This is a genomic window from Veillonella sp. ZSJB6, assembly GCF_051549505.1.
Lineage (GTDB): Bacteria > Bacillota > Negativicutes > Veillonellales > Veillonellaceae > Veillonella.
The window spans coordinates 20734-39377 of the sequence record NZ_JBPUGE010000007.1 but is presented as its reverse complement, the minus strand read 5'-3'; the positions used below and the strand labels follow the sequence as shown (position 1 = coordinate 39377).

The window sequence follows — 18644 nt, the reverse complement described above, 5'->3', positions numbered from 1 at the left end:
AACTATATGGTATAGTTCATATAAATATGTAATATAATAGTATTAGAGAACTTATAAAATGAAACGAATTGGTATTTTAAGCGATACCCATGGGTATCTAGAGGATATTGACCTCGTCTTAGAGGCTACAGCAGATCAAGACATTGATATGTGGCTTCACGCTGGAGATTTTGGTGATGATGCGCGCTATATGCAGGAACATACGGATATTCCTGTGTATGCAGTGCGCGGTAATAATGACCGTGTACAGCCTCTTGAACCGCGAGAACAGTTGATTCCTCTAGAGGATACCTATATTTACATGACTCATGGAGATAAGGTATCATATTATAATCGAATACAAGAACTGACTCATTTAGGAACCTCAATGGGGGCGCGTCTCATCGTGGCTGGTCACAGCCATCATCATGGTGAGGTTCGTTCTGGTGATGCGGTGTTCGTCAATCCTGGCAGTATTTCCTTGCCTCGAGACCGCTCTGGTGGTACCTTTGCTATTGTTACCTACGATAATGGACAGTTTGATGTAGAGTTTGTGTATAAACAAGATCTTGTTTAGTTATATGGTGAAAGCTTCGTTTTGAAACTTTCAAAAGAAATAGTAAGTCTATGCATGGAAAGGGTTATGACATATCATGGATACACTAGTTAAAGCAAAGCCTAAAATGAAATTATATGGTTTTAATAATCTCACAAAGACATTGAGTTTTAATATTTATGATATTTGTTATACTCGTACAGAAGAAGAGAAAAAACAATACATTCAGTACATTGATGAAGTATACAATGCAGATCGTTTAACAGCTATCTTAACAGAGGTTAGCCATATTATTGGTGCCAACATCCTTAACGTAGCGAAACAAGACTATGATCCACAAGGCGCGTCTGTAACGATTTTGATTTCTGAAGAGGAAATTGAAAAAGAAGATGTAGTAATGCATCTTGATAAATCCCATCTTACTGTACATACCTATCCTGAAAGCCATCCGCACAAAGGGATTAGTACATTCCGTGCAGACATTGAAGTGTCCACATGTGGTCAAATCTCTCCACTTAAAGCACTTAACTATTTGATTCAAAGCTTTGACTCCGATATCCTTACATTGGACTACCATGTACGTGGCTTTACGCGTGATGTATCTGGTAAGAAAATTTACATCGATCATCGCATCAACTCTATCCAAAACTACATCAATGCAAAAACTCGCAACATGTACAACATGATTGATGTAAACGTATACCAAGAGAATATCTTCCATACAAAAATGATGTTAAAAGAGTTTGATTTAGATAATTATCTATTTGGCATTACTGAAGCTGAATTGAGCGAACGAGAAATCAAACAAATTAAACATCAATTAAAGCAAGAAATGATGGAAATTTTCTATGGCCGTAACTTGCCATCCGTAAAAGCATAAATAAAAATGTATATTTTGTATGCTCTTTGTCCTATTAGATAATGCGTATACAGTACCAAAGTAGATAAGCCCTATATGGCTTATCTACTTTTTCTTTAGTTATCATTTTTATTACTAATGTAAATTAATAGAATTTAATTCTAAAATGTTCGAAAAACTATATCGAAAAAACTTGAATTGTTATATTTCATTTTGTATAATACAATTAGTTAAAGGTATTAAATACCGACTCAAAAGAGTCCGAGTTTATCCACAAAGGAGAATTATTATGGACGTACGTGAATTAGCTGTACAAAAAAAACGTGAATTAAAAGGTTTCCTTACTGTAGGAACTAAATATGAATTAAAAGACGCTCATGATTTATCTGTAGCTTACACACCAGGTGTTGCAGAACCATGCTTGCGTATTAAAGATAATGAAGCAGAATCCTTCGAATTAACTTGCCGTTCCAACATGGTTGCCGTTGTATCCGACGGTACTCGTGTACTTGGTCTTGGTGATATCGGCGCTGCCGCAGCATTGCCTGTAATGGAAGGTAAATCCTTATTGTTCAAAAAATTCGGCGATGTAGACTGCATTCCATTGGTTGTAGATACAAAAGATGCTGATACTTTGATCAACACTGTAAAATTATTGCAAAAGAACTTTGCTGGCATTAACTTGGAAGATATTTCTTCTCCTAAATGCTATGAAATCGAAAACCGTTTGAAAGAAGAATTGGAAATCCCTGTATTCCATGATGACCAACACGGTACAGCTATCGCTTGTTTAGCTGGTGTTAAAGGTGCTCTTCGCCTTGTTAAAAAAGACTTAGCAACAGCTAAAATCGTTGTAAACGGTGCTGGTGCTGCTGGTGCAAACATCGCTCGTTTGTTGTACCTTGCAGGCGCTCGCGATATTACATTGTTAGTATCCTCTGGCGTATTGCACAAAGACTACAAACGTCTTGATTCCTTGCAATCTGAATTGATCGACTTGCTTAAACTTGAAGAAAAACATGGCAACTTGGCTGAAAACGCTAAAGGCGCTGACATTCTTCTTGGCGTATCTGCAGCAGGCGTATTCACAAAAGAAATTTTGGAAAACTTGGCTGACGATGCTATCGTATTTGCAATGGCTAACCCTAATCCAGAAGCAACATATGCTGACATGAAAGCAGCTGGTGTTCGCATTGCTGGTACTGGCCGTTCCGATGCTCCTAACCAAATCAACAACGTAGCAGTATTCCCTGGCGTCTTCCGCGGTGCTATCGATGTTCGTGCATCCAAAATCACTGATGAAATGAAATTGGCTGCTGCTGACGCATTGGCTCATTTGATTCCAGATAGCGAATTGAACGAAGAAAACATCATGCCATCCGTATTCGATCCTCGTGTAGCTCCAGCTGTTGCAAAAGCAGTTGCTGATGTTGCTGTAAAACAAGGCATCGCTAAAAAACCTCAAGTAGTTGAAGACGGTAGCTACGAAGGTTAATAAATAGCTAATAGGCTTACTTTAATCTTTAAGAATCGGGTAAGATAATATAAACTATAATGACATGCACCTCGAAAGAGGTGCATGTTTTTTCATATGAACTAATAAATTTTAAAAAATTAATGAAGTTGTAAAAAAGTACTTGTCACTATTTTATATCGATGATATAATAATTTTCGTTGCAGAGCGATACTCAAAAGAGTACAAAACTCAGCAAGAGTAGTGGTTGACATCAACTACCAGGTTTGCTATAATTAGCAAGTAATTAATGACGGGGCATAGCGCAGTTTGGTAGCGCACCTGGCTTGGGACCAGGGGGTCGCAGGTTCGAATCCTGCTGCTCCGACCATTTTTTTTTGCGGGTGTAGCTCAATGGTAGAGCCCCAGCCTTCCAAGCTGGTCGCGAGGGTTCGATTCCCTTCACCCGCTCCATTTTTTTTTGCCTTTTTTAGGGTAAAACGTAATATTGACGATATATAGTACATAATTTATACTATAATAGATAATTACATATATAGGTAATCCACATGGTTCAGTAGCTCAGTTGGATAGAGCAACGGCCTTCTAAGCCGTGGGTCGGGGGTTCGAATCCCTCCTGGATCACCAAAGAAATAAGCGGATAGCTCGTAATGAGCTATCCGCTTTTGATAGGTTTATAGGAGTATTCAATATGGATATAAATAGTATGATTCCGATTGTTCAGGCACTCTCACCTGCTACCCCAATTGTAACGGTATTGGCGAAAGGAATTTTTGCTACTATTTTTTGTAGGAAAAATACAGAAGCTATTGAGTTTGAAAAACTAAAAATTGCTAAGCTTGGTGAAATGGCACAAACGTTGCTAGATAATAAGCTAATTACATATACTGAGTTTTATAAAGCATCAAATTTTGAGAGGATTGCAGTAATAGCTGATAAATATATCTCAGATAAACCTACAGAAGATACTATTCATAAATTTGATTTTGATTGGTTTATTAAATTTTATGACGCAGTCGGTACTGTTAGTAATGAAGAGATGCAAGAGATTTGGGCTAAGCTATTAGCTAGTGAAATTAATGAGCCTAAATCTATATCATATAAGACTATAGAGCTATTAAAAAATATGTCATCAAAAGAAGCACGTTTACTGGAAAAATTATTGAATAAAAGCATATTAATACGTAATAATTGTTTTATTCCTAGGGATGAAGATTTTTTAAAGCATAATGATATTAAATATGAAGATTTGTTGTTGCTAGAGGATTATGGTTTGTTGAAGATACCTCAAGGATTAACTATGTCAATTCAAATATTGGTTGATGAGACGGTTAATTTATGTATGTCTAATCAACATACGCTTCAAGTGAAAAATATAGGGAAAAAAGAACAAACACTAAAGATTGAATTTTACCCATTTACTGTATTTGCTTATCAATTATTATTAATAATTGGCTCTTTAACAAATGATAAGATCTTATATTCATTTAAAGAAGTTTTAGAAAAGAATCATAATGAATTAGAAATTAAAATTGTACCTACTGTGACTGTTGAGGTAAAATAATTCTCAATTAAAAATTTGAAATATTGAATTATTAAATTAGATTTTAGATTACACATTTAGTTATTATGATTTTATAATAATATGAATATATATGATGGCTTTTGATAGTTGCTTTGGCAACTTTAACAAAAAAGAATTTTAAATTAAATTACACCCCAAAAATTATGTCTAATTTTTGGGGTGTAATTTATATTATCTTCTCTCTTTAGAAATATTTAAGCCGTGCACTAATTTTTAAAACTTTGTGTGTAGTTTGAGGTTCGTTAATTTACATTTATTTCTATAGTATTCTTTCGCAACCATTGTACTAATTCAGTGTTTGTCATTTTTCCCGCTGCCACATCGATAATTAGATCTTCAACTTCTTGTTGTGTAGCTGTAATATCAAATCCATTGATAATGAGATATACATACATGCTGTGTAGTGCAGTTCGTTTATTGCCATCTGTAAAAGGATGATTTTTGGCGATGCCATAACATAATTGTGCTGCTTTATCGTAGATAGATGGATATAAATCGTTTCCCATAAAGGTTTGAAATGGGGTGTTTACGGCTGAAGCTAAAAGCTTTTCGTCTCGAATGCCGGAGGAGAGAATAAAGGTTTTCTCTAATTGAATATGAAGTTCATAGATATCTTGTACAGTGAATTGAATGTTGGGTGTACTCATTTATTCTCCAATGCTTTATATAATTTGTAATTACGTTCTAACACTTGTAGCGAAATGTCTTTTATCCGCTGTTTTAATTCTTTATGAGTGTCACTGGTCATGATGGAGGACTCTTTGGTTGTTTGGAGATTGCCGATTTTCGGATCTTTCAGTGTCATAGATTAAACTCCTTTACTATTTATTTGACTTTTATATCTATTATATAGGGAATAAATCAATATAAACAATCTGATTTATAAGAAATAATTCAAAAGTTCAAAATTAATTATTCACCATAAACCCAGTATTTATCTGTATTCTTGCCACATAAATCAAACTAGTCAAAATAAAAGTCAAAAAAAGTCAAAAATTTTTACTTTGACCTATTGACTTTTTGACTTAATCAGATTATTATAATGACATAAGGTTGAAGAAACCTAGAAATAAAGCAAGAAATTAGATAGACATAAAAGGTCAAATAAATATACTTGTAGTAAAAAAAGTGAGGTAATTAATATGAACAACAACTTCAATAACTTTGGTAGCGATTTCGGTAGCATGAACGACTTGTTCAATCAATTGATGGGTAACATGGGTGGTTATTCCACAGAAAACCGTCGTTATAAAATTAATGGTCGCGAGGTAACTCCTGAAGAGTTTGCGTATTATCGTCAAACTGGTCGTTTGCCTTCTAACGAAGAAATGCAAGCTGCTCAAGCTGCACAACAAGGTAAAATGAAACAAGATGGCATCCTTGCTAAGTTAGGTACAAACTTAACGCAACAAGCTCGTGATGGTAAACTTGATCCAGTAATTGGTCGTAATAAAGAAATCCAAGAAACAGCAGAAATCCTTGCACGTCGTACTAAAAACAATCCTGTACTCGTAGGTGATGCTGGTGTTGGTAAAACAGCAGTAGTAGAAGGCTTGGCACAAGCTATCGTTAATGGCGATGTTCCAGCAGCTATTAAAAATAAAGAAATCATTTCCATCGATATTTCCGGTTTGGAAGCTGGTACTCAATATCGTGGTTCCTTCGAAGAAAATATCCAAAACCTTATCAAAGAGGTTAAGGCTGCTGGTAACATTATCTTGTTCTTCGACGAAATCCACCAAATCTTGGGTGCTGGTTCCACAGGTGATGGTCAAGGTTCTAAAGGTTTAGCAGATATCTTGAAACCTGCTTTGTCCCGTGGTGAAATGACCGTTATCGGTGCTACAACACAAGATGAATACCGTAACACAATCATGAAAAACGCAGCTCTTGCTCGTCGTTTCAATGAAGTTAAGGTAAATGCACCATCTCCAGAAGATACTTTCAAAATTTTACAAGGCATTCGTCCATTGTATGAAGCGCATCATAATATCGAATTGCCAGATGCTGTGTTGAAAGCCGCTGTAGATTATTCCGTACAATACATTCCTCAACGTAGCTTACCAGATAAAGCTATCGACTTGATTGATGTAACAGCAGCTCACTTGGCTTCCCAACATCCTGTAACTGATATTAAAACATTAGAAGCAGATATTGCAGAAGCTAAAGCAAAACAAGAAGAGTTTGCTCAAAAAGAAGATTACGAATCCGCTATTAATGAAAAAATGCGTATTCAAAAATTACAAGAAGAAATCGACAAACACACTGATAACCAAAAGGTTGTAGCTCAAGTTAACGATGTAGCGGAAGCTGTTGAAAGAATGACTGGTATCCCTGTATCTCAAATGGGTGCATCTGATATTGAACGCTTGAAAGACATGAAATCTCGTTTACAAGCTCATGTAATTGGTCAAGATAAAGCAGTAGAAGCTGTATCTAAAGCTATTCGTCGTAACCGTGCAGGCTTTGACGAAGGTAACCGTCCAATCGGTAGCTTCTTATTCGTAGGTCCTACTGGCGTTGGTAAAACAGAATTGGCTAAACAATTAGCACTCGATATGTTTGGTAACAAAGATGCTATCATTCGCTTGGATATGTCCGAATACAGTGATCGCACAGCCGTTTCTAAATTGATTGGTGCTACAGCTGGTTATGTTGGTTATGAAGATAACTCCAACACATTGACTGAACGCGTTCGTCGTAATCCTTACTCCATCGTATTGTTCGACGAAATCGAAAAAGCAGACCCTCAAGTTATTACATTACTTCTTCAAGTATTGGATGATGGCCGCTTAACAGATGGTCAAGGTAACACAGTAAACTTCAAAAATACAGTTATCATTGCTACATCTAACGCAGGCTTTGGTTATGGTCAAAATAATGACGATGAAAACAAAGTTGATGTAATGGAACGTATCGCTCCATTCTTCCGTCCAGAATTCTTGAACCGTTTCAATGCAGTAATTGAGTTCAACCAATTAAGCAAAGACGACTTGAAGAAAATCGTAGACTTGATGCTTGATCAAGTTAACAAAACTTTGGCTAAAAAAGACATCACTCTTGATGTAACTGATGCAGCTAAAGAATTATTGATGGAACAAGGTTATGATAAAACTATGGGCGCTCGTCCATTACGCCGTGTTATCGAATCTGAAATCCGCGATAATGTAACTGACTTCTACTTGGATCACATCGATGCAAAACACTTGCTTGCTGATGTTGTAGATGGTCACATTGTTATCAGTGAGAAAGACACTGATAAAGATACTGATAAAAAATCTGCAGACGACAGCAAACAAGCTGATGATGCTGCATCCAAGGACAATAAATAATCAGTAGGCTATTAACACTAACTAATGAATCCCTTACAACTCTCTCCATACACAAATAAATAATAGCCCTATTGATGGTGAAAGCACCCGACAATATGTCGGGTGCTTTTTTATGTATTAATAGCTGTGTATTAATAAAAGAATTTTGTATACATGACAAAAATCATTGCTAATACATCGATGTATTTAGTATAATCATATCACTTAATTCAATATTCTATAGAATTTAAAAAAGAGATGAAGAAAGGGAGGAGATATTGATGTCACATTATGTAGATCTAAACAGTGATTTAGGTGAAAGTTTTGGCAACTACACATTAGGCATGGATAGTGAAGTATTAAATCATGTAACTAGTGCTAATGTTGCTTGTGGATGGCATGCTGGGGATCCTCTCATTATGGATGCGACGGTTCGCATGTGCAAGGAGAAGGGCGTAGCCGTAGGGGCTCATCCAGGATATCCTGATTTAATGGGCTTTGGCCGCCGTGCGATGGCCGTAAATCCGGCAGAGGCAAAGGCGTATATGATATATCAAGTGGGTGCATTGCAAGCCTTCTGTGATAGCTATGGCGTTACATTGCAACATATGAAATTACATGGTGCTTTTTATAATACTGCCTGTGTAACTCCTGCATTGGCAGATGCCGTATTAGATGGCTTACAAGCAGTAAACCCTAATATTGCAGCCATGGTGTTGAGCGGTAGCTATATTGCAAAAGAGGCACAACGCCGAGGCATTCCTGTTATTCAAGAAGTATTTGCTGATCGTGGTTATACCGATGAAGGTACATTGGTACCTCGTACAGAGCCTGGTGCTTTTATTAAAGACCCTCAAGAGGCTCTTGAACGAGTGCTCATGATGGTTACAGAAGGCAAGGTTGTTACTAATACAGGAAATACTATCGATATTGTAGCTGATTCCGTATGCGTACACGGCGATAACCCAGAAGCGATTGCTTTCACAAATTATATCCGTGAAGGCCTTACAAAAGCGGGCGTTACGGTAGCTAATTTTCAGAACCGTAAATAGTAAAACGGCGATTAGAAAATAAGCGATACATAGAAAATACGTAGTAAATATGTAATAAACAATACGTACATAATAAACAATAAGTACATAATAAACAATAAGTACATAATAGATAATTAGTTGATTAATGAATAAATAAGTTATTGTGTGGAGGTTTTTATGAAACCAATTGCAGGTAAAGCAAGTTTATCTGTCCTGCTTGGGGCAGCTTTCTTGATGGCTACGTCCTCTATTGGGCCGGGCTTTATGTTACAAACGGCGGCATTTACAAATGAGTTGAAGTCTGATTTTGCATTTGCCATCGTTGTTTCTGTTATTTTCTCTATTGTGGCACAGCTCAATGTGTGGACTATCATTGGCATATCTAAAATGCGCGGTCAAGATATTGCCAATAAAGTATTGCCAGGTCTTGGCTATTTCGTAGCATTCTTGATATCCCTTGGCGGTCTTGCTTTCAATATCGGTAATATTGGGGGCGCGTCCATGGGTCTAAACATTGTATTTGGTATTGATACAACGACTGCGGCGGCTATCAGTGGTATCTTGGGTATTCTATTATTCGCATCCCCAAAAATGGGTGGTGTTCTAGATAACACCGCAAAAATCCTTGGTACTGTTATGCTAGTATTGATTGGTTATGTGGCATTCTCTACAAACCCTCCAGTGGCTGAAGCGGTTACTCATGCGGTGGCACCAACACATTACCCATGGCTTGCTACTATTACGTTAATCGGTGGTACTGTAGGTGGTTACATTACATTCTCCGGTGGTCACCGTCTTATCGATGCAGGCATCACTGGTCAAGAGCATTTGAAAGATGTGCGTCGTGCAGCCTTCATGGGTATGTCTGTAGATGCAGTGGTTCGTATCTTGTTATTCTTGGCAGTTCTTGGTGTTGTGTCCATGGGCTTTGCCTTAGATCCTAAGGACCCAGCTGGTTCTGCATTCCTTCTTGGTGCTGGTGAAATCGGCCATAAATTGTTTGGTATTGTATTCTTCTGTGCAGCCTTAACATCTGTAGTAGGTGCGGCGTACACATCCGTATCCTTCTTAAAAACATTGTTCAAAGTAGTTGAAAGAAATGAAAAATTGACCATTATGGCATTTATCTTCGTTTCTACATGTATTTTGATCTTCATTGGTAAACCAGCATCCTTGTTGATTTTGGCTGGTTCCGTAAATGGCTTGATCTTGCCAATCACATTGGCAGTGATGCTTTTTGCCACTCATAAATCTGAAATCGTAGGGGACTACAAACATAATAAATTCTTATACTATACAGGTTGGATTGTAGTACTTGTAACAGCCTATATCGGTGTTACATCCTTACAAGGCATTGCTAAATTACTTGGTTAATGTAATCGTTGTGAAAGTACCATTATTTTCGGTTGAAGGTAATGGTTCTTTCTGGTTTTAGGAAGGAGGTACCTATGAAACCTACAATTTCACCTGTAGGCGATTGTGCTATCTCTATTGATTTTGGTCAAGTGATCGATCCAAAGATTAATCGACATATACGTCAAACGATAGAGCGAATTCAAGAGCTGCATCTAGAGGGAATCATTGAATTAGTTCCTACCTATTGTGCATTACTTTTACAATATGATGCTATGCTATATTCCTATTCGGAATTGTGTAACATCATTGAGCCTACGTTGGAGCAGACCATAACAGATAATGATAATGAGCTTGTTACTGTTGTAGAAATTCCTACCGTGTATGGTGGTGAGTTTGGTCCAGACCTTGGCTTTGTGGCCTCTCATAATAACTTAAGCGAAGATGAGGTTGTAGCCATTCATAGTGGTACGGATTACTTGGTATATATGCTTGGCTTCATTCCTGGCTTTACCTATTTAGGCGGTATGGACCCACGTATTGCGACGCCTCGTTTGTCCTCTCCAAGAACATTGATACCAGCAGGTTCTGTAGGTATTGCAGGGGAGCAGACGGGGACGTATCCGTCTGACTCTCCAGGGGGCTGGCAGATTATTGGACGTACACCTGTAACCATGTATGATATGTCCAAGGAACAAGCGGCACTATTGAGTGCCGGCGACTATGTACGCTATGTACCAATTGATGAAGCAGAATATAATCGTATTAAAGCATTGGGTTCGGACTATGTACCGTCCATGTATAAAGTAGAGGTAGGTGAGTTGCGTGGCTATTAATGAATTTAAGAAATCATCAATCTACGTAACTGCACCTGGTATGTATACGACAATTCAAGATGAAGGTCGTGTTGGGTTCCAACAATACGGTATGCCTGTAGCAGGTCCTATGGATAGTGAAAGCTACCTCTTGGGTCAAGCTCTCGTAGGTAATGTAGAAACAGTAGGTGCCTTAGAATGTACCTTATTACCACCTACACTAACCGTGAAAGGCACATGTATCGTTGCTTTCACAGGGGCCGACATGGAACCGACAATTAATAATGTACGGGTGCCTCGATATATTCCATTCGTATGTCACGATGGTGATGTTATTTCCGGTGGCTTTAGCCAATGTGGTGTGCGCATGTACATTTCATTCTCTGGTGGCATCGATGTGCCAAGTATCAACGGCAGTGTTTCTACCCATACAAAGGCAAAAATAGGTGGCCTTGAGGGGCGCCCATTACAAAAGGGCGATGAGCTAGGTATTAAAGCTTTTACTCGAGACGAAGTACATGTATGCGATTATCGTGGTGAAGATCATACTCTGTTCAATACAGCCTTGTATAACCGTGGTGGCCGTGAATGTCATGAACCATTACGCGTTGTATTAGGTGATCAGGCAAAACATTTCACCGGGAAGGGAATCAAGACCTTTAGTGATAACATCTATACACTGACTGTAGAATGTGACCGTATGGGCTTCCGCTTAGATGGTCCTGAAATTGAACACGTAGACAGTGCAGATATAATTTCTGATGGTGCCGTATTTGGCTCTATCCAAGTGCCATCGAATGGACATCCCATTGTCCTTATGGCAGATCGCCAAACAACAGGGGGCTATACAAAAATAGGCACTATCATTACCGCGGACCTACCTCGGCTTAGCCAATTGCCGGTAGGGGATGGGATTAACTTTAATATCGTATCTATTGACGAAGCGCAAGATATATACCGAGCGTATATGGAACGTTTACATAAGCGGATTAAATTAGCACATGAACAAAGTGCTTATGTTTTTAAGGTAAGGAATAAAATTTAAAAGTTTATATAGATTTAATGAAGTGAACACCTCTGTAATGAAGATGTACAGTTTGAGCTGTACTATTCAGTTATAGAGGTGTTTTTCTGTGCCTGCAATCATATAAACTCGGTTTAAAAATTTAATTATGAGTTTATATTCATCTTAGAATTTTATTTATGGTGTAAATATGACACATATGTGGTAAAATTTTGATAGAAATCATAAAAAAATCCGCATAATTGCAGTATTTGCATAGGTTATTATTTTTGTGAAAGTTTGATGAAAACACTTGCAACTATATCGAAGATTTTGATATACTAACTACATCGAAAAAATTGAAAGTCAATTATGACTAACATATCATAGTAAATATATATAGAGAGATTATAAGAAGGTTTATTGGAGAAAAAGGAGAAAAGAAGGATGAACAAAATTTTTAAGGTGGTTTGGAGCAAATCTAAAGAATGCTACGTAGTAGTATCTGAATTCGCTAAAAATAATAGCGGTAAAAAGAAAATTGTAGTAGCGGGTATCTTTGCAGCATTGGCTATGACTAATGCTAATGTGGCGTTGGCAGCAAATACTTTACCTATCGTAGCTGATCCAACTTCTGTTGGCTTTGGTGCTGGAGCTAATGTTTCTGGTAGGAATTCTGTTGGCTTAGGTACAAATGTAAAAGCTACTCTTAGTGATGTTGTTGCAATTGGTACTGCTGCAAAAGTAGAGACTGCTGGTGGTGGGGTTGCTATTGGTCAAAATGCTAAATCAAAAGGTCTATATGGTAATACACCAAGTGTTGCTGTAGGTAAAGATTCAATTGCAAATGGTGGTACTGCGATTGCTATTGGTACTAATGCGGCAGTAAACGAAGCTGGTACTTCATTTTCACAAGGTATTGCCATTGGTGGTGGTGCATTACCGGGGCAAGGGGCTACCGTTATAGGTGACCAAAGTATTGCTATTGGTGGTAATACTAAAGCCATTGGTCACTCCTCAATTGTTATTGGTGGTGATGACGCTGATAGAATGACAAGTACGAGAGCCGTTTATACCGATATTAATACAGGAAAAGCTGCTGTCGCTACTGTTTCTGATGCTGTTAAAGCTTTAACAGGGTATGAAATTAAGTGGCGTGATTATAATAATGCTACAGCAGATCATATCGGTATCACAGTGGGTACTAAAGGGCAATCTGGTAATGCTGGTATTGCTATTGGTACTGGCGCTGACTCTAAAAATCGTATTGCCGGTGCTTTAAATGGCGTAAATACAAGTGCTGCCGATAATACATCTGTAACAAATGCCATCGCTATTGGTACAGGTGCTAAAGCAAACCGTGATAACTCTGTCGCTTTAGGTGGTGGTTCTACTACAGATAAGGCAGGTACTAAACAATCTAGCTATACATTGCCAAATGGTATTACAGCAACATGGGCTGGTGGTGACAAAACGTTAGAAGGTGATATTGTATCTTTCGGTGCTGAAGGATATGAACGTCAGTTAAAAAACGTCGCTCCTGGTGAAGTAAGTGCTACTTCTACAGATGCCATCAACGGCTCTCAGTTAGCTGCTATCGTGGATCAAATTGCTTATAAATATGTATCTATTAAATCTACTGATACTCCAAATGCGGATAATACAGGCGCAACAGCAAATAACTCTATTGCTATTGGTCCAAATGCATCTACAACTGCAGCTGCAGAAAAATCTGTAGTTATTGGTGATGGTGCGAGTGCAACGACAGCTAATGGCGTAGCTATTGGTTCTAAATCTGTTGCTAGTACAGCTGCAGGTGTAGCAGGCTATAATGCCAATACTGGTCGTACTGATACATATGCTAACTTAACTGGTACAACTTTAACATCTACATTAGGCGGTGTGGCAGTAGGTACAACAGATCAAACTCGCCAAATCAACTATGTTGCTGCTGGTACAGCTGATACAGATGCTGTTAACGTAGCACAATTGAAGAGCGTTAACCTTGCTTTCACAGGCGACACTGGTAGTGGCGATGTGAATTTAGCAAATAGCAAATTAGCTGTAAATGGCGATAACACATACATTGAAACTACAGCTAATGGCAAGAAAATTACAATTGCTGGTAAAAAGCAAGATATTACTGTAACAAATGGTACAGCTACAGGCACAGCGGGCATGGCAGATGCTGCTAACGTGGCTGATGCAATTAATAAGGCTATTGATCAAAATAAATACGGATGGAACCTTTCCGCTAATGGTGAAGCAACACCAGTAACAGTTGAAAAAGGTAATAAAGTAGATTTCTCTGGCGACGATAATATTACAGTTGCTAGAAATGATAAAAATATCTCTGTATCCTTGAAGAAAGATCTTACTGGCTTGAACAGTGCATCCTTCAACAATGCTGCTGGCAATCCGACTGTAAAAATTGATGGCGATAAAGGTATCAATGCAGGCGACATGAAAGTTACTAACGTAGCTGATGGCGTAGATGATAAAGATGCTGTCAATGTATCTCAATTGAAGAAAACAGACGCTAAAGCAGAAGCTAATAAAACAGCAATCGATAAAAATACTACAGCGCTTGCTAATAAAATTTCCTTAGAAGGTAATACTGGTTCTACAACAGAGAAATCTTTAAATGATGGAGCTGTAAGCTTCAAAATTAAAGGTGAAGATGGTATTGCTACAACAGCTGCTGGTAATGATGTAACTGTTAAACTTGATACAGATACTAAAAATAAAATCAATAACGCTGCTGACAAAGATTTAAGCAATTTGAACCCAGCAGGTGAGCAAAAGGTTAAAGATTTAGCAGCATGGAAAGTTGTAGCTAACAGTGGTACTGCTGAAAATGTTAAAGGTGGCGACACTGTTAAGTTCATCGATGGTGATAACATCGAAATTACTCAAGCTGGTAAAGACTTCACAATCTCTACTAAAAAAGATGTAACATTCGATAATATTACTGCTAACCAAACAATTACAGCTCCAAAAGTTAAGGCTACAACTGGTGTTGAAACTCCAGAAGTAACTGGCTTGACTAATAAAACTTGGGTTCCAGGTCAAACACAACCAGTATCTGGTCGTGCGGCAACTGAAGATCAATTGAAAAAAGTTGATGATCAAGTTAAAGCTAATAAAGACAATATCACTCAAAATACTACTGATATTGCGGATAATAAAACAGCAATCGCTCGTAAGATTTTCTTAAATGGTAACACTGGTACTACAACTAAGAAATCTTTAAGCAATGGTGATGTAGACTTCACTATTAAAGGCGATAATGGTCTTACTACTGTTGCTAATGGTGACGATGTAACAGTTAAACTTGATGATACTACTAAAGCAAAAATTGATAACGCTGCTGACCAAGATTTGAGCAACTTGACTCCAGATGGTAAAAAGCAAGTTAAAGATTTAGCGGCTTGGAATGTAGTGGCTAATAATGGTACTGCAGAAAAAGTATTAGGTGGCGACACTGTTAAGTACATTAATGGTGATAACATTGTTATTACACAATCTGGTAAAGACTTCACATTTGCTACTAAGCCAGATGTAACATTCAATACGGTAACGGCTAACGATACTATTACAGCTCCAAAAGTTAAAGCTACAACTGGTGTGGAAACGCCTCAAGTAACTGGTTTAACTAATAAAACTTGGGTTCCAGGTCAAACACAACCAGTATCTGGTCGTGCAGCGACTGAAGACCAATTGAAAGCTGTAGATGATCAAGTAGCTGATAATAAAGATAAAATCGGCAAAAATGCTGATAACATTGCAGATAACAAAAAAGCAATCGACAAAAATGCTGGTGATATTGCGGCTAACAAAACTGCTATCAATAAAAATGCTGACGATATTGCTAACAATGCAAGGGAAATTGCGGCAAACAAAGATAAAATTGACCAAAATACAACGGCTATTGCTCGTAATATCTCCTTAGGTAGTGATGATGGTGATACAGATAAAAAATCTTTGAGCACAGGTGATGTGAAGTTCAATATTAAAGGTGAAAATGGCATTACTACTGCAGCTAATGGCGTAGATGTAACTGTTAAATTGGACGATGCTACAAAAGACAAAATCGACAACGCAGCAAATAAAGACTTGAGCAACTTGACTCCAACTGGTAAACAACAAGTTAAAGATTTAGCAGCTTGGAATGTAGTAGCTAACAACGGTACTGCTGAAAAGGTTCAAGGTGGCGATACAGTTAAATTCATCGATGGTGATAATGTTACCATTACACAAAATGGTAAAGAGTTCACTGTTGCCACAAAGAAAGATGTAACATTTGACAACGTTACAGCAAACCAAAAAATTACAGCTCCTGAAGTGAGTGGTTTAACAAATACTACTTGGAATCCAGGTGTAACACAACCTGTATCTGGTCGTGCTGCGACTGAAGATCAATTGAAAGCAGTTGATGATGAAGTAGCTAAGAACAAGAAAAATATTGCTGATAACAAAACTGCTATCGATAAAAATGCTGGCGATATTAAAACAAATAAAGATAATATTGACAAAAATACAACAGCAATCGCTCGTAAAATCTCCTTAGGTGGTGACACTGGTTCTACTGACAAAAAATCCTTGAGCACAGGCGATGTGAAATTCAATATTAAAGGGCAAAACGGTATCGTTACTGAAGCTAATGGTGATGATGTAACTGTTAAGTTAGATGATGATACTGCAAATAAAATCAACAACGCAGCAAATACTGATTTGAGCAACTTAACAGATGCTGGTAAACAACAAGTTAAAGATTTATCCGCATGGAATGTAGTGGCGAACAACGGTACAGCTGAAAAGGTTGAAGGTGGTAACACAGTTAAGTTCATCGATGGTGATAACATCTCCATTACTCAAAATGGTAAAGACTTCACAATTGCAACTAAGAAAGATGTAACATTTGATACTGTAACTGCTAATGACACAATTACAGCTCCAAAAGTAAAAGCAACTGATGGTGTAGAAACTCCAGAAGTAACAGGCTTGACTAATAAAACTTGGGTTCCAGGTCAAACACAACCTGTATCTGGTCGTGCGGCAACTGAAGATCAATTGAAAGCAGTTGATGATCAAGTAGCGGAAAATAAAACTAACATTGGTAAAAATGCTGATAATATTGCAGCAAATAAAGCTCAAATTGATAAAAACACAGAAGCAATCGGTCGTAAGATTTCCTTAGGTGGTAACACTGGTTCTACTGATAAAAAATCCTTGAGCACAGGCGATGTGAAATTTAACATCAAAGGCGAAAACGGCTTAACAACGGTAGCTAATGGTGAAGATGTAACTGTTAAAATCGATGATGCAACAAAAGCTAAAATCGATAATGCAGCAAACCAAGACTTGAGCAACTTAACAGATGCTGGTAAACAACAAGTTAAAGATTTATCTGCATGGAATGTAACTGCAGCTGGCGGTACTGTTGAAAAAGTACAAGGTGGAGATACTGTTAAATTCCAAGCTGGTGATAACCTTGAAGTTAAACAAGACGGTACTACTTTCACATATAGCCTAGCTAAAGACGTGAAAGGTCTTAACAGTGTAACTGTAGGCGATGAAAATGGTCCATCCACTAAGATTACTCCTGCTGGTACAACTGTAAAAGATGCAGCTGGTAACGCTACAACAGTTAATGGTGCAGGCATGACTATTAATCCTGCAAACGCTGCAGCTAGCCCTGTATCCCTTACTGTAGATGGCTTGAACAATGGTGGTAACCAAATTCATGGTGTAGCACCTGGTACAGCTGATACAGATGCAGTAAACGTTAGCCAATTGAAAGGCGCACAAGCAGGCTTACAAGAAGCTATTAATCGCGTAGGCGTTGAAACACAACGTGTTGGTGCTCATGCAGCAGCTATGGCAGCGTTGAAACCAATCCAATACGATCCATTGGAACCAACACAAATTATGGCTGGTATTGGTAACTACCGTGGTGAAACAGCTGGTGCAATCGGTCTTGCCCATTACAAAACTGAAGATACTATGTTCAATGTTGGTGTTACACTTGGTTCTAGCCATAACATGATTAATGCTGGTGTAACTCATAAATTTGGTGGTAGCCGTGATAGAAAAGATGCGATTCCAGAACGTTATAAAGCGGGTCCTATCAGCTCTATCTACGTAATGCAAGATGAAGTAAGTCACTTGCGTTCCCAAAATGAAGAGTACAAATCCAAGCTTGAACAACAACAATCTGAAATTGATGCGTTGAAAGCAGCAGTTAACCAATTGTTGGCAAATAAAGCATAATCATATTGTACATATAGTTAGAACTATGTATATCCCGTGAATGGATATGTAAAACTATAAAGAGCCTTCCTCGAAAGAGGAGGCTCTTTTTAGTATGAAAATAAAAATAGTTTATTAAAGCTATATCTGTAAAATAAAATAGTCTGAAAATTCTGATTTAATAATTAATAAAATTATCAATAAAACTGTATATAAGGAATAATTTATGAATATTTTTAGGCGATGATTAATTTTGTAATGAAATCTAATATTCTTTGCATTCTCAATTAGAAGCATAAAAATTCATATAATATGCAATTTATTAAGGTGAATTATAAATGAATTATGATGATACTGCGTGTTTAAGCATGCTCTATACATAATTGAGATAATATTAAATATCCAAAAATTACACTTTTAAAT

Annotated in this window: 12 protein-coding genes and 3 tRNA genes; 13 read left to right on the top strand and 2 right to left on the bottom strand. The window is 37.6% G+C overall.

Going from position 1 to position 18644, the window contains the following annotated elements:
- Positions 1-58 precede the first annotated feature (58 nt).
- From ACSV5T_RS08235 to ACSV5T_RS08205, 7 genes are all read left to right on the top strand, one after another.
- Positions 59-556 (top strand): metallophosphoesterase family protein, encoded by a 498-nt coding sequence (locus ACSV5T_RS08235; protein ID WP_438320760.1) that lies wholly within the window; start codon positions 59-61, stop codon positions 554-556.
- A 76-nt stretch (positions 557-632) separates the two neighbouring features.
- A complete protein-coding gene (speD, locus tag ACSV5T_RS08230; protein ID WP_438320759.1) occupies positions 633-1415 on the top strand; it encodes an adenosylmethionine decarboxylase in 783 nt (260 codons plus the stop codon).
- A 268-nt stretch (positions 1416-1683) separates the two neighbouring features.
- On the top strand, positions 1684-2889 hold the full coding sequence (locus tag ACSV5T_RS08225; protein ID WP_325192068.1) for an NAD(P)-dependent malic enzyme: 1206 nt from the start codon (positions 1684-1686) through the stop codon (positions 2887-2889).
- Positions 2890-3161: 272 nt separating this feature from the next.
- Positions 3162-3238 (top strand) — tRNA-Pro (locus tag ACSV5T_RS08220).
- A 9-nt stretch (positions 3239-3247) separates the two neighbouring features.
- Positions 3248-3321: transfer RNA gene (locus tag ACSV5T_RS08215), tRNA-Gly, on the top strand.
- Positions 3322-3418: 97 nt separating this feature from the next.
- Positions 3419-3495: transfer RNA gene (locus ACSV5T_RS08210), tRNA-Arg, on the top strand.
- 64 nt (positions 3496-3559) lie between these two features.
- A complete protein-coding gene (locus ACSV5T_RS08205) occupies positions 3560-4432 on the top strand; it encodes a DUF2806 domain-containing protein (protein ID WP_438320758.1) in 873 nt (290 codons plus the stop codon).
- Between the two features lie 263 nt (positions 4433-4695).
- On the opposite strand, the gene ACSV5T_RS08200 is transcribed toward ACSV5T_RS08205, so the two are convergent.
- Both ACSV5T_RS08200 and ACSV5T_RS08195 read right to left on the bottom strand, forming a co-directional pair.
- Positions 4696-5100 carry a type II toxin-antitoxin system death-on-curing family toxin gene (locus ACSV5T_RS08200; protein WP_438320756.1) on the bottom strand — a complete coding sequence of 135 codons (405 nt, stop codon included), beginning with the start codon at positions 5098-5100 and terminating at the stop codon, positions 4696-4698.
- Entirely contained in the window at positions 5097-5258 is a 162-nt protein-coding gene (locus ACSV5T_RS08195; RefSeq protein WP_438320755.1) for a hypothetical protein, read from the bottom strand. Before ACSV5T_RS08195 ends, ACSV5T_RS08200 begins: the two co-directional genes overlap by 4 nt.
- Positions 5259-5595: 337 nt before the next feature.
- Here ACSV5T_RS08195 and ACSV5T_RS08190 point away from each other — a divergent pair, with 337 nt between their 5' ends.
- The 6 genes from ACSV5T_RS08190 to ACSV5T_RS08165 all read left to right on the top strand — a co-directional run bounded on the left by ACSV5T_RS08190 (position 5596) and on the right by ACSV5T_RS08165 (position 18242).
- Complete coding sequence (locus ACSV5T_RS08190; RefSeq protein ID WP_438320754.1) at positions 5596-7785, top strand: ATP-dependent Clp protease ATP-binding subunit; 2190 nt, start codon at positions 5596-5598, stop codon at positions 7783-7785.
- Positions 7786-8045: 260 nt separating this feature from the next.
- The gene (locus tag ACSV5T_RS08185; protein WP_295825983.1) at positions 8046-8816 is read left to right on the top strand and encodes a LamB/YcsF family protein; all 771 of its coding nucleotides are present in this window, start codon (positions 8046-8048) and stop codon (positions 8814-8816) included.
- A 159-nt stretch (positions 8817-8975) separates the two neighbouring features.
- Complete coding sequence (locus ACSV5T_RS08180) at positions 8976-10172, top strand: NRAMP family divalent metal transporter (RefSeq protein WP_438320752.1); 1197 nt, start codon at positions 8976-8978, stop codon at positions 10170-10172.
- 74 nt (positions 10173-10246) lie between these two features.
- On the top strand, positions 10247-10987 hold the full coding sequence (pxpB, locus tag ACSV5T_RS08175) for a 5-oxoprolinase subunit PxpB (RefSeq protein WP_438320751.1): 741 nt from the start codon (positions 10247-10249) through the stop codon (positions 10985-10987).
- The gene (locus ACSV5T_RS08170; RefSeq protein ID WP_105093990.1) at positions 10977-12011 is read left to right on the top strand and encodes a biotin-dependent carboxyltransferase family protein; all 1035 of its coding nucleotides are present in this window, start codon (positions 10977-10979) and stop codon (positions 12009-12011) included. Before pxpB ends, ACSV5T_RS08170 begins: the two co-directional genes overlap by 11 nt.
- Positions 12012-12416: 405 nt before the next feature.
- Positions 12417-18242 (top strand): ESPR-type extended signal peptide-containing protein, encoded by a 5826-nt coding sequence (locus tag ACSV5T_RS08165; RefSeq protein WP_438320750.1) that lies wholly within the window; start codon positions 12417-12419, stop codon positions 18240-18242.
- The last annotated feature ends 402 nt before the right edge of the window (positions 18243-18644 follow it).